This window comes from Bacteroides coprosuis (assembly GCF_020741705.1).
Classification (GTDB): Bacteria; Bacteroidota; Bacteroidia; order Bacteroidales; family Bacteroidaceae; genus Bacteroides_E; species Bacteroides_E coprosuis.
Map to the genome: position 1 here is coordinate 1 of NZ_DYYK01000192.1, position 13,240 is coordinate 13,240.

At 34.2% G+C, this 13,240-nt stretch carries 8 protein-coding genes and 2 tRNA genes; 3 read left to right on the forward strand and 7 right to left on the reverse strand.

Features of this window, described 5'->3' with window-relative positions:
* Positions 1 to 750: 750 nt before the first annotated feature.
* The 7 genes from K8V80_RS11570 to tilS form a co-directional block, all read right to left on the reverse strand.
* Positions 751 to 827: transfer RNA gene (locus K8V80_RS11570), tRNA-His, on the reverse strand.
* A 99-nt stretch (positions 828 to 926) separates the two neighbouring features.
* Complete coding sequence (locus K8V80_RS11575) at positions 927 to 2,060, reverse strand: CapA family protein (RefSeq protein WP_276778210.1); 1,134 nt, start codon at positions 2,058 to 2,060, stop codon at positions 927 to 929.
* Between the two features lie 50 nt (positions 2,061 to 2,110).
* Positions 2,111 to 2,992, reverse strand: coding sequence for a bifunctional methylenetetrahydrofolate dehydrogenase/methenyltetrahydrofolate cyclohydrolase FolD (folD, locus tag K8V80_RS11580; RefSeq protein WP_006745584.1), 882 nt, complete (start codon positions 2,990 to 2,992; stop codon positions 2,111 to 2,113).
* A gap of 33 nt (positions 2,993 to 3,025) precedes the next feature.
* Positions 3,026 to 4,351 (reverse strand): signal recognition particle protein, encoded by a 1,326-nt coding sequence (gene ffh / locus K8V80_RS11585; RefSeq protein ID WP_006745583.1) that lies wholly within the window; start codon positions 4,349 to 4,351, stop codon positions 3,026 to 3,028.
* Between the two features lie 82 nt (positions 4,352 to 4,433).
* Complete coding sequence (locus tag K8V80_RS11590; protein WP_276778215.1) at positions 4,434 to 5,762, reverse strand: MATE family efflux transporter; 1,329 nt, start codon at positions 5,760 to 5,762, stop codon at positions 4,434 to 4,436.
* A gap of 151 nt (positions 5,763 to 5,913) precedes the next feature.
* Positions 5,914 to 7,947 (reverse strand): transcription termination factor Rho, encoded by a 2,034-nt coding sequence (rho, locus tag K8V80_RS11595; protein WP_276778218.1) that lies wholly within the window; start codon positions 7,945 to 7,947, stop codon positions 5,914 to 5,916.
* Positions 7,948 to 8,231: 284 nt separating this feature from the next.
* Positions 8,232 to 9,527, reverse strand: coding sequence for a tRNA lysidine(34) synthetase TilS (gene tilS, locus K8V80_RS11600; protein WP_276778220.1), 1,296 nt, complete (start codon positions 9,525 to 9,527; stop codon positions 8,232 to 8,234).
* Positions 9,528 to 9,674: 147 nt separating this feature from the next.
* Here tilS and feoB point away from each other — a divergent pair, with 147 nt between their 5' ends.
* The 3 genes from feoB to K8V80_RS11615 all read left to right on the forward strand — a co-directional run bounded on the left by feoB (position 9,675) and on the right by K8V80_RS11615 (position 12,482).
* Entirely contained in the window at positions 9,675 to 12,149 is a 2,475-nt protein-coding gene (feoB, locus tag K8V80_RS11605; RefSeq protein ID WP_276778222.1) for a ferrous iron transport protein B, read from the forward strand.
* Positions 12,146 to 12,379 carry a hypothetical protein gene (locus K8V80_RS11610; protein WP_006745578.1) on the forward strand — a complete coding sequence of 78 codons (234 nt, stop codon included), beginning with the start codon at positions 12,146 to 12,148 and terminating at the stop codon, positions 12,377 to 12,379. The genes feoB and K8V80_RS11610 overlap by 4 nt, the downstream gene beginning before the upstream one ends.
* Before the next feature lie 32 nt (positions 12,380 to 12,411).
* Positions 12,412 to 12,482: transfer RNA gene (locus K8V80_RS11615), tRNA-Cys, on the forward strand.
* Positions 12,483 to 13,240 lie beyond the last annotated feature (758 nt).

Genomic DNA, 13,240 nt, shown 5'->3' on the forward strand with positions numbered 1-13,240 from the left:
AGTAAGGAACTCTTCTGGTAAAATTAAGCGAACTACTTCGAGTAACATTTGAGAATCTTGCATAGCTTTTGTTTTTTCTACAAAGATAATCTTTTTCATGTTTCCCCCCTGCTTTTGCAGGTGATCCATTAAGATATTGGAGATGGGTTCTTGGTATCAGTCCTTTTCTTGGGCTTTAAATCTTGATATTCTTATGAAATACTCTTGCTAAGAAAGGTTGTCCAATAAAAAGCTGTTTGTCTTTATTATAGAGTGTTTTATCTGATGATGGAGATATTTATGACTAGACCATGTTGATGTCATGACACCGACATGATGATGCTTTGACTAAGGTATGTTGTTGTAAGGTCTGGGTGATCTTAAGTTTGTTCCTCATGCATATGAGTCTTAATTCGATAGTTATTAAAGAGTAATTCTTTATAAATATCTGTTTAAATGCATCATGATTATTTTGCTTTCCTAATTTATATACTTACGATAAGTATTAGCCTTTCTGATCATTCTTATGTAGCTGTAATTTGATTATTAGCATATGCAGCCGATTCCGTAATTTCTTTTTTTAGAAATAATCGATTACCTGCAAAAATAGGGGTATCAAAAAGATTATTTTTGTTGTAAAACAAAAGTTATACAAGATTTTCAAAATATTACTCTAAGAGAGTCTCTGATTTTACTAGAAGAGTTCTTTTCCTTAATCGGGAGGATGCAAAATTTGAGCATAAAAAAAGAGAGATAAATTTATCTCTCTTTTGGGGTGACTAGTGGGATTCGAACCCACGACATCCAGAACCACAATCTGACGCTCTAACCGACTGAACTATAGTCACCATTTTGACTTTGTTTGCATTGAGTATGTTTGTTTCTCAAATGCGTTGCAAAGATAAGGCTTTAGTTTTAATCTGCAAATAATTAATAGATTTATTTTACTAAAAATCGTAATATTTTACTTGAGGACTATTCGCTTGCATCACCTTCTGAGCCCTTTGTTTGAAGATACTCAGTTTGTTATAGCTAAATGAGTTCAAAGAATCTTTTTCGTGAGAAATAGGAAAAAGAATATAGTTTTTTTCTCCAGTAATAGAAGGTCTGCCTGTCCATACCAATGAATAAGATACTTCGCTATCCATTTGTTTTTGATTTCCGAATAATTTTAGTTTTAAAATCATTCCACCATCAGTGTCTATTTGTGACATATTAGAAATGAAATTACCCAAGGAGTATGCTACTATGTGCTGTTTTTGATTGACGCTATCTTTATATATTTTGATAGGTTGGATGACATGGGGATGTGCACCAATAATATGATCTGCTCCATTTTTTATCATCCAATTAGCTAACTTCTTTTGTTGTTTGTTGGACGAGGTTACATATTCTTCTCCCCAATGGATGCATACAATAATGGCATTTGATTGATTAATCTTAGCCTTTTCTAGATCTTGCTTAATCTGAATAGTGTCAATTAAATTGACTACAAAAGGATCAGGTATGCCAATGCCATTTGTTCCATAAGTATAGTTAAGAAAAGCTATTTTCTTATTATTGATAGAAATGTAGTGGGGATGATTTTTTTCTTGCTCGTCTTTATTTATATAAGTACCTAAATGTTTTAAATCCAAACTATCAAGAACCTCAATAGTGCGTCTTAGTCCTTTGGCGTGTCTATCGACACAATGATTGTTGGCGGTTAGAATTAGATTAAAGCCTGTGCTTTTTATTTCTTGGGCGAACTCTGATGGTGCAGAGAACATCGGATACCCTGCGTATGGTGGAGCACCTATCGGTGTTTCTAAATTACATGTTGAAATATCTGATGATTGAATTTCTTTCTTGACATATTGGTAATATGAAGAATAATCAAATCCTTTTTTAGTCTGAGCAGCTTCTAATTGGGCTTTATGTTGCATAACATCGCCTACAAACAATAAAGTAATTGTATCATTGATATGCGTTATTATTGAATCAGCAGGTATTACGGTTGAAGTTGGGTTATTCTGCTTTTTAAGCTGGCAACTTGAAAAGAAGATAAAGAATAAGCTAAGGTATAGAGATGCTTTTCGCATATAGGTGTAAATTGAAAGAGGGAGGCTTAACGTCTCCCTCTTTTATTAATTTATTTGTATATCTCTTTTTTCCCTGCAAGGAGCGTGTTTCGCATTAGTGAAACAATTGTCATCGGACCAACCCCTCCTGGAACTGGAGTTATAAATGAGCATTTGGGTGCAACATTCTCGAAATCGACATCTCCATGAAGTTTGAATCCAGATTTAGTTTTAGTAGAAGGTAATCTTGTTGTACCTACATCAATAACTACTGCTCCTTCTTTAACCATTTCTGCTTTTACAAACTCTGGTTGTCCAAGAGCTGCAATAATGATATCTGCTGTTTTACATTCTTCTGCAATGTTTGCTGTACGACTGTGGCATACAGTTACTGTAGCATTGCCAGGATATGCTTTTTGCATCATGAGAGCAGCCATAGGTTTACCTACAATATTGCTTCTTCCCAAAACGACGCATTTTTTACCCGAAGTTTCAATTTTATATCTTCTGAGTAACTCTAAGATCCCATTTGGAGTTGCAGATATATAGCAAGGTAATCCAATAGATAATCGACCTACATTGATGGGGTGGAAGCCATCTACATCTTTCCGGTAATCAATAGCTTCAATCACTTTTTGTTCAGAGATATGTTTTGGTAAAGGTAGCTGAACGATGAATCCATCTACATCAGCATCTTTATTTAAATCTTCTACCTTTTGAAGAAGTTCTTTTTCTGTAACGTCTTCTTCATATCGAATCAGTGATGATTTAAAGCCACAGGCTTCACAAGCTTTTACTTTAGATGCAACATAAGTTTCACTACCTCCATCATGTCCTACAAGAATTGCAGCAAGATGAGGGCGTTTACCACCCTTTGCAACTATTTCTTTTACTTCCTCAGCAATTTCTTTTTTTATTTGCGTCGAAACTGCTTTTCCATCAATAAGTGTCATAGTATATAGTTTAGTAATAAGTTCTACTTGTTTTTATTTCATTTTAGGCATAAAGCGAGCAAACTTACTAGGACCACCAGTTACCATTTTCATCATTTTACGAGTTTGGTCAAACTGTTTAAGTAGTCTGTTCACTTCTTGAATAGTGGTACCACTACCATCAGCAATTCTTTTACGGCGTGTGCCGTTGATAAGAGCTGGGTCTGTTCTTTCGGCAGGTGTCATAGAGAATATAATGGCCTCAATACTTTTGAAAGCATTATCATCGATATCGATGTCTTTAATTGCTTTTCCTACACCTGGAATCATGGCAGCAAGCTCTTTAAGATTCCCCATCTTTTTAATTTGATGTATTTGAGAGAGGAAGTCGTTAAAATCGAATTGATTCTTTTGAATCTTCTTTTGAAGTTTTTTTGCTTCATCTTCGTCGTATTGCTCTTGAGCTCTTTCAACAAGTGAAACAATATCACCCATTCCTAAGATTCTATCAGCCATACGAGAAGGGTGGAATTGATCAATTGCCTCTAGCTTTTCTCCTGTTCCTACAAACTTAATTGGTTTGTTTACTACAGTACGAATCGATAAAGCAGCACCACCACGTGTGTCACCATCAAGTTTAGTTAAGACAACGCCATCAAAGTTTAATCTTTCATTAAACTCTTTTGCCGTATTTACTGCGTCCTGACCAGTCATTGAGTCAACTACAAAAAGAACCTCATTTGGATTAATGGCCTTTTTAATTGATTCAATTTCGTTCATCATTTGTTCGTCAATAGCAAGACGACCCGCGGTATCAATGATTACAATATCGTTGCCTTTGGCTTTAGCCTCTTGTATTGCGTTTTGGGCAATCTTTACAGGATCTTTACTATCGGGTTCTGCATAAACAGGAACATTAATTTGTTCTCCCAAAACTTTTAATTGGTCTATTGCAGCAGGGCGATAAACGTCACAAGCTACAAGAAGAGGAGATTTATGCTTTTTAGTTTTTAATAACTTAGCAAGTTTACCAGAAAAAGTGGTTTTACCAGAACCTTGTAGTCCAGACATTAATATAACAGCTGGTTTACCTTGAACATCAAAGTCTGCTGTTTCTCCACCCATTAATTGAGTTAACTCGTCATGGACGATTTTAACCATTAATTGGCTTGGTTTAACTGCAGTTAGAACATCTTGTCCTAAAGCTTTTTCTTTAACAGTATCTGTAAATTTCTTAGCGACTTTGTAGTTTACGTCGGCGTCTAATAATGCTCTACGTACATCCTTTAATGTTTCTGCAACATTAATTTCGGTGATGGTTCCTTCACCTTTAAGCAATTTGAACGACCTTTCTAGTCTTTCACTTAAATTATCGAACATATATGATCTTGTATTTCAGTTTTTGTTTATGATTTCACAACTCTCTGTACTAATGTTACAAATGTACGAAAAACTCTTGTATTTATATCTTTTTGTTTTGCCAATTTCCTTTTTTGAAATAAAGGTAACTTACAATAAATATCATTCCGTAATATACGATTTCTGTTGTGAAGCAAATTTCTACAGGAGCTTTAAATCCAAGTCCTACAGTACCAATGTATAGTGTATATACAGTGATCGTTATTATTTCTAGCCATAATGCAGAACGAGTATTCCCTGTTCCAGAAATGGCACTAAATATAATGTTGGCAACAGACCCAATAAGCATAGCTATTATTATCACATAAATGGAATGTACAGAGCCATCTATAATGGCTGTGCTATCTGTGTAGATAGATAATATGGCTTTGGGAAACAAAAAGGCTAATGTAGTGAGTATCGCCATTATCAGAAACGAGACTCTAGCTATTTTCCATACTAGTCTAGGCACATCTTTTATACCCCCTGCTCCAATTAGATTACTTACCAAACTATTGGCCGTGGTAGATAGGGCATTAACGGGTATTAATAGTACTACATAAATACTCCTTACAATATTTGCTATGGCTAGTTGATGTTCTCCTAATCTCTCAACAGCTACGAAGAATACAAACCAGGTAGACATAGACAAGAAGTATTGTAACATTGTAAATGATGATATTTCTAGAATTCTACCTAAGAGCTTGGGGTTAAAAGAATGGCGTAAATTGGTAAGACCATATTTCTTGAAATTAACTGTAGCATAGGTATAAATGATAAAGAATAAAATAGATGTTGCTTCTGCTAAAACAGATGCTATAGCTGCGCCTTTAATACCTAATGCAGGCAATCCGAAATTGCCAAAAATTAATCCATAGTCTAATATAACATTAGTAAGAGCCATAAATATAGCATTCAAAGTCATTACTTTTGTTCTTGTTATGCCTACATAGAAAGCTCTAAACATGACATTTATAAAGGAAAAGAAGAAGCCATAAATACGCCAATCCAAAAACTCCATAGTAGCACTATACACATCTGGAGATTTCACTAGTATATGCATGATGTCACCACCAAAAGCTTTGGTTAGTCCAAACAGTAGTAATGCCATTCCTAAGAGGAATATTATACCTTGAATCATTACCGGACCAACTTCGAAGAATCTACCTTCTCCGTTTCTTCTGGCTATTACTATCTGAGATCCAGTGCTAAAACCGAAAGCAATGGTAAATATACAGATATAAAACAGACCACCCATTGCTGAAGCACCAATAGCTACTTCACTAACTCTTCCTAGAAAAGCAGTGTCTGTAACATTTATAATATTCTGTGCAAAAAGGCTTAGCAGGATTGGATAACTGACCTTCCAGATGTCTCGATTCGTATATAACATATAGTGCAATTTTAAAGAATGCGCAAAGATACTATTATTTATTCATAAAATATTCGTTTTTAATTCTCTTTAAGACAGATTTAAGAAATGAAAAAAGGTAGTATAGAATTCTATACTACCTTACAATAACTATTTTAGAGATGTTTTTGTTTTAGCTATTCATGCTCATTAAAAACTCTTCATTATTTCTAGTGTTTTCCATTTGCTTTTTAACAAACTCGATTGCTTCTAGAGGATTCATGTCCGATAAATACTTGCGTAAAATCCACATGCGATCAAGAGTTGTTTTATCTTGAAGAAGATCTTCTCTACGAGTACTTGAAGCAACAATGTTAACGGCTGGATAAATACGTTTGTTAGATAAGTTTCTATCTAATTGAAGTTCCATATTACCAGTACCTTTAAATTCTTCAAAAATAACTTCGTCCATTTTTGAACCTGTATCAATAAGAGCTGTTGCTATAATAGTTAAAGAACCTCCATTTTCAATATTACGAGCTGCACCAAAGAAGCGTTTAGGTTTGTGTAGCGCATTGGCATCTACACCTCCAGATAACACTTTTCCTGAAGCTGGTGCTACAGTATTATATGCTCTTGCTAGTCTTGTAATTGAGTCTAAGAAGATTATTACATCGTGACCACATTCTACCATACGTTTTGCTTTTTCTAAAACGATACCTGCAATCTTTACATGGCGGTCTGCTGGTTCATCAAAAGTAGATGCAATAACTTCTGCATTTACACTTCGAGCCATATCTGTTACCTCTTCTGGACGTTCGTCAATAAGAAGCATAATCATATAAGCTTCGGGATGATTTGCAGCGATAGCATTAGCTATATTTTTAAGTAGAATAGTCTTACCAGTCTTAGGTTGTGCTACAATTAAGGCACGTTGTCCTTTTCCGATAGGAGAGAATAAATCTACTACACGAGCAGACATTGAATCTGAAGAATTTCCTTTGCAAAGTTGAAATTTCTCATCAGGGAATAATGGAGTCAAATGATCAAAGCTGATACGATCGCGTACAAAAGCAGGTTCTCTTCCATTAATCATCTCTACTTTGACAAGAGGGAAATATTTTTCACCTTCTTTGGGTGGACGAATAACTCCTTCAACTACATCTCCTGTGCGTAGTCCAAATAGTTTAATCTGCGACTGTGATACATAAATATCATCAGGTGAGGATAGGTAGTTATAATCTGATGAACGAAGGAACCCATATCCATCCTGCATGGTTTCTAACACTCCAGAACCCTTTAAGATATCGTCAAACTCGTATTGTTTATTATCATTACGGTTGTCGTTTCTATTGTCGTTCCTTTTATCGTTACGATTATCTTTATTAGATTGACGTTGCTTATTATCTGAAGGATTAGACTTTTGCTTAGGAGCGTTTTTTTGATTTGTAGGAGGAGGTGTTATTTCAGGAGTTGAAATAATTGTTTCCATCTTTGAAGCTGGTTTTCTAGCAATATCTTCGATAGGGATAAAGTCTTCACTAGGATCTACCTCTATTTTCTTTGCTTCTACTTTTTCCTCTTTCTTTTCTTCTTTTTTAGAAGCTGGTTCTATCTTTTTAACCTCTTTTTTTTCGGGAGCAGTTGCAGGTTTTACCTCTTTTACTTCTTTCTTTTCTTCTTGCTTCTTAGGTGGAGTAGTTTCTTTGGTTTCTACTTTATCCTTATTTGCACTTGCAGGTGCTGCTTTTTTTGCTTTAGCTTCGGCTTCTTTAGCTTTCTCTGCTGCAGTTTTACGAGGGCGTCCTGGCTTACGTTTTTTAGGAGCTTCAGTTTCCTTTTTGGGGGCTTCAGCGCCTTTCTTAACTTCTGCTTTTTTTTCGGCAGTAGGTGTGTTTTTTTCTTTTGGGGTAGATGTCGGTTTGCTTACAGTAGAATCTTCTCCTTCTGGTCTAGAAGTTTCTCCTTTTTTGTTGGCAGAAATAACTTTGTCTTTATTCTCTTTTTTGACAGTGATTCTTGTACGTTTCTTTTTGTCGTCGTTACGATCATCTTTTTGCTTTTCGGCTTCTACTTTTTTTGAAGCACCAGCAATTGCTTGTTCGTCAAGAATTCTATAAACCAACTCTTCTTTTTTGAAAGAATCAGTTCTTTTAATTCCAAGTTCTTTAGCTATTTCTTTGAGTTCTGACAAGTTTTTGTCGTTCAATTGGATTATATTATACATATAATATAGTAAGTGGTTAATATTTGGGCTTTTGCAATAGTGTCATAGGGATATATCATCGCCTAATTTTGCACCAAAGTTAAGCTACTAGATTAAAAATGTGTTGGGGTATGTTATATTGAAGTGGAAACCAATATAAAGTGCTTCCTTTGATGTGGTAAGCCTTTGATTGGCTATTCAATAGTACAAAGATAGTTAAATAATTTAGGTAACCCGATATTTAGAAGAAAAAAACACGTTGTCTTCTTCTAAATAAGAGTTTTATATCAATAAAACCTGCCTATTTAACCTTTTTTAGCTTTCTGGCTTATGATTAATGCTCTTTTACTCTCTTTTGTTACTCGATATCGGTTATCAGTTCTTTGACCAATGATCCAAATAATATCCTGATTATGGATTAATAGCCATTGGTTCTCCTTTTCTTCAAGTGTAAATTTATTGTCCGTAAAGAAATCGCTGAGGTTTTTTCGCCCTATCATTCCAAAAGGAATAAATGAGTCTCCTTGTTTCCATTTCCTTATGCTTAAGGATTCTTTATTGATAAGATCAGCATCAAAAACAGCATAATCTTTAGTTTTTGGTATCTTAAAGTCTTTATCTATTGTTTTTACAGTATATTGAAGTTGAGGCTTTATACATTCTTCTTGGTCTCTTTCATTTGAATATATTATTATTCTATCTCTATTTTTTATTAGATAATATTGTTCACTATGGAACTCTTTACTTTCATTGCTTGAGATAGATTCAAAAATATCTTGAATTTGTTTGCTGTTAAAACCTAGTGGATAGCAAATCTCATATAAGACAGTTTCAGGGGAGACTTCCTTTAGTAATTTTCCACAATCTATAATATTTTCGGACTTAATGCGGTTGATAGAGATTGAGATAGATTGAGCATAGATTAATTGAACCTGATTTAAATATTCAATTGTGTTTTGAATGTTATTGAGGCAGGCGGAGTTTATTTGCTCCATTGTAGGAATAATATTTAGTCGCACTTTATTTCTTGCGAATTCATCTTCTAAATTTGTACTATCTGTTACGAAATCTTGCTGTCTGCTTTGTAGAAAACCCACTATTTCTTTTCTCGATATCGTGAGTAATGGACGAACAATATTACCATTTTTAGGTTGAATCCCTGTCAGTCCTTTTAGTCCAGCCCCACGGATGAGGTTTAATAAAAGAGTTTCAACATTATCATCCCTATGATGAGCTATAGCCACTTTTGTTGCATTCTCTTCCTTGCGTAATTTCTCAAACCAATTATATCTAAGCTCTCTAGCAGCCATTTCGATAGAAAGTTTATGATCGTCAGCATATTTATATGTGTCAAAATGAGTAGAACGAAGTTTAATATCTAGGTTTTTGCAAAGTTGTACTACAAAGTTTTCATCTCGATCTGCTTCTTCTCCTCTGAGGTGAAAATTACAATGTGCTGCAATACACGAGTAACCCAAGTCTTTGAGTAGTATTAATAGTGCAACAGAATCAGCTCCGCCACTTAGTCCTACGATGATTTTATCTGCTTTAGTAAATAAGTTTTTATCCTTAATATACTTTGTTACAATCTCTTCTATCATACTTGCAAATATACACTTTTGGTGGTAATAATTGGATACTTCTTTTGATAGAAATACTTAACTTTTGTTTTGCTATTTAAAAACAGTCTAAATAGTTTGCTACTCTGTTAGAATAGCCTATATTTGCACTCTAAAGAAATTTAATATATGCGTTTATCCGATTTACAAACAGGCGAGAAGGGCGTCATCGTAAAGGTATTAGGTCATGGGGGATTTAGAAAACGTATAGTTGAGATGGGTTTTATAAAGGGTAAAACAGTAGAAGTTATATTAAATGCTCCTTTAAAAGACCCAATCAAATATCGTATTCTAGGCTATGAAGTTTCACTTAGACGCAGTGAAGCAGAGATGATCGAGGTTGTTAATGAAAAAGAAGCTATTAAAATCTTAGGAGATGAAGAGTTTTTAGATGGTCTTCATGAAGATATTAAACTTTCAGAAGAACAACTTAAAAGAATAGCTTTAGGTAAACGCCGAACAATTAAAGTAGCATTAGTAGGTAATCCCAATTGTGGTAAAACTTCACTATTTAATATAGCATCAGGTGCTCACGCTAAGGTAGGAAACTATGGTGGTGTAACTGTAGATGCACACGAAGGATATTTTGAATTTGAAGGATATCGATTCAAACTAGTTGATTTACCTGGAACTTATTCGCTTTCGGCATATACACCAGAAGAAAAGTATGTCCGTCAACATTTAGTTGAAGAAACTCCCGACATTATTGTAAACGTTGTAGATGCATCCAATTTAGAACGCAATTTATATCTAACCACCCAATTAATAGATATGAATGTTCGAATGGTTGTAGCTCTTAATATTTATGACGAGTTGGAAGCTAGAGGAGATAAACTAGATTATCTCAAACTAAGTAAAATGTTAGGGGTACCTATGATACCTACTATTTGTCGTCAGAATAAGGGTATAAATAATCTTTTTCATATTATTATTAATTTGTATGAAGGAGCTGATTTTATGGATAGGCATGGTAATATCTATCCAGAAGTACAAAAACAATTATCTGATTGGCACCAGAAATATGTGGATGAGTCTACCCATGAAAAACATATAGAAGACTACACTGACTCTCATAAACTTCAGAAAAAAGTATTTAAGCATATTCACATTAATCATGGTTCTATTATAGAGCATGGTATTGATGCCGTGAAGCGAGAAATTTCTGAGAATGAATCTATTCGTCACAAATATTCTACTCGATTTCTTTCTATAAAGCTACTTGAATCGGATCCTGAATTTGAGGAAATGGTACGAGAGCTTCCTAATGGAAACGAAATTCTGTCTAAAAGGAATGTTGCAGCTACCAAAATAGAAAAAGCATATGATGAGGATGCGGAGTCGGCTATAACTGATGCAAAGTACCACTTTATATCAGGTTTACTAAAACAAACCTTGCAAACAGGAGCTAAGCCTTCACGTAAAATTACCGAATGGATCGACTCTATGGTTACTCATAAAATCTGGGGTTATCCTATTTTTATTCTCTTTATGTACATCATGTTTAGTTGTACGTTTATATTGGGAGAATACCCGATGGAAGGAATAGAATGGTTAGTAGAACAGCTAGGTGTGCTTGTTGGAGAAAATATGTCTGATGGCGTGTTTAAAGATATGCTCATCGACGGAATAATAGCTGGGGTAGGAGGAGTTATTGTCTTTTTACCAAATATCTTAATTCTTTATTTCTTTATATCCTTAATGGAAGAGTCTGGCTATATGGCTAGAGCTGCATTTATAATGGATAAATTGATGAATAAAATGGGCTTACATGGTAAATCTTTTATTCCATTGCTAATGGGATTTGGATGTAATGTCCCAGCTATAATGGCCTCAAGAACGATAGAAAATAGAAAAAATAGGCTTGTTACCATCTTAGTGAATCCTTTAATGTCTTGTGGAGCTCGTTTACCGATCTATTTAGTTTTAATCGGAGCATTTTTTCCAAGTAATAGAGGATTGGTGTTACTTTCTATTTATTTGATAGGTATTGTTTTGGCTATAATAATGGCAAAGCTATTTACGAAATTTTTAGTAAAAGGAGATAATACCCCATTTGTAATGGAATTACCTCCTTATAGAATGCCTACCATGAAAGCAATTCTTCGTCATACATGGGATAAAGGATCTCAGTATTTAAAGAAGATGGGTTCAATTATTCTTATAGCTTCTGTAATAGTTTGGTTCTTGGGTGCATATCCAAAAGGAGATTTTGATACGGTACAAGAGCAGCAAGAACAATCTTATATCAGTTATATAGGAAAAGCTATTGAACCAGTAATGGAGCCTCTTGGGTTTGATTGGAAAATGGGTGTAGGTTTACTTTCTGGAGCAGGAGCAAAAGAGCTTGTAGTAAGTACACTTTCTGTATTATATGGAGCAGAAGATGAGGGTGTAAATTTAGGTGAACGTATGGGTATTACGCCTCTAGTAGCTTATGCTTATATGATATTCTGTTTATTGTATTTCCCCTGTGTGGCAGCTATTGTGGCCGTGAAACAAGAAGCAGGTGGTTGGAAATGGGCATTGTTTACCATAGCTTATACCACAGCTTTAGCATGGTTAATGTCTTTCTTGATTTATAAAATTGGAGGATTATTTTTATGAGTAACTGGCAAGATTGGGCTGTAATTATCATACTTATACTTTGTTTTGGGTATGTAGCCTATAAAACATATAAATTTATTATGCGAACTAAGAGGAATGAAAACCCTTGTGATAGTTGCGCTACAGGTTGTGCTTTAAGAGATACTATAAAAGATAAGATGGATGGAAATAAGTGCTGTTCTTCTGTTCAGCCAAAAATAAAATTGAAAAAAGTTGATAAAAAGAAATAGCTTTTCTATCTTTGCAATCGCAAAAGCAAAAAGGTACCTTGGCCGAGTGGCTAGGCAGTGGTCTGCAAAACCATCCACGGCAGTTCGAATCTGCCAGGTACCTCAGTAAAAGCTCCAATTTCACGTGAAATTGGAGCTTTTTTTATTTAAACATTTCGCGAACAGAAAATGGGTGTTAATTTATAAATATTCAATTTACCCATTTCGGCAGAATACTTTTTGGGGAATCTAAAAGTGAAAGGAAGAGCTATTATGGGTTCTTTATTCTCTTTTTATTCTTTTAGATCTCATGCAGTAAGTTTCAGTCTAATTAAGAGGCTTTTATGACAAAAAAAGTCTCTTGATATAGATTAGGTGACTTTTATGTTCTTATCATGACACCGACATGATGATGCGATGACACCGACATGATATCTTCATGTCGGTGTCAGAGTGAGTTTTTTACTTCTTGAAGTAGTACTGATTTATGGAGATTTTTAGCGATAAAAACGCATATATTCATTCTCAGAAAATCTCTTTTATCCTCTTTTTACTCCTATAATCTGTTACTATAGCATCTGTTTGGTGTTTTGATACTAAAACTGATAAGTAATTGCTAAGGCTAGAATAGATGTAGTATACCTATATCTATTTTAGAATAAAAAGAACATTTAGTTTTGTTCTTTCTATACTATAGCTGATAAATAATTAATTAAGCTCATATAAATACTAAATTGTAATAATTGTTGAGCTTTCACTTGCCTTTTATTAAAAAAAACATAGATTCTAAAGAAGAATATAAATTGGCTGTTAAACATTTTTATATTTAGAATGTTTTAAGTTTAAGTCTTGATTTTATATTAATGATTCTTATAGTAGCTA

Bases quoted from the DNA above. Each gene is read 5' to 3' on its own strand.
- K8V80_RS11575 (WP_276778210.1), bottom strand. From the start codon at position 2,060: ATGCGAAAAGCATCTCTATACCTTAGCTTATTCTTTATCTTCTTTTCA.
- folD (WP_006745584.1), bottom strand. From the start codon at position 2,992: ATGACACTTATTGATGGAAAAGCAGTTTCGACGCAAATAAAAAAAGAA.
- ffh (WP_006745583.1), bottom strand. From the start codon at position 4,351: ATGTTCGATAATTTAAGTGAAAGACTAGAAAGGTCGTTCAAATTGCTT.
- K8V80_RS11590 (WP_276778215.1), bottom strand. From the start codon at position 5,762: ATGTTATATACGAATCGAGACATCTGGAAGGTCAGTTATCCAATCCTG.
- rho (WP_276778218.1), bottom strand. From the start codon at position 7,947: ATGTATAATATAATCCAATTGAACGACAAAAACTTGTCAGAACTCAAA.
- tilS (WP_276778220.1), bottom strand. From the start codon at position 9,527: ATGATAGAAGAGATTGTAACAAAGTATATTAAGGATAAAAACTTATTT.
- feoB (WP_276778222.1), top strand. From the start codon at position 9,675: ATGCGTTTATCCGATTTACAAACAGGCGAGAAGGGCGTCATCGTAAAG.
- K8V80_RS11610 (WP_006745578.1), top strand. From the start codon at position 12,146: ATGAGTAACTGGCAAGATTGGGCTGTAATTATCATACTTATACTTTGT.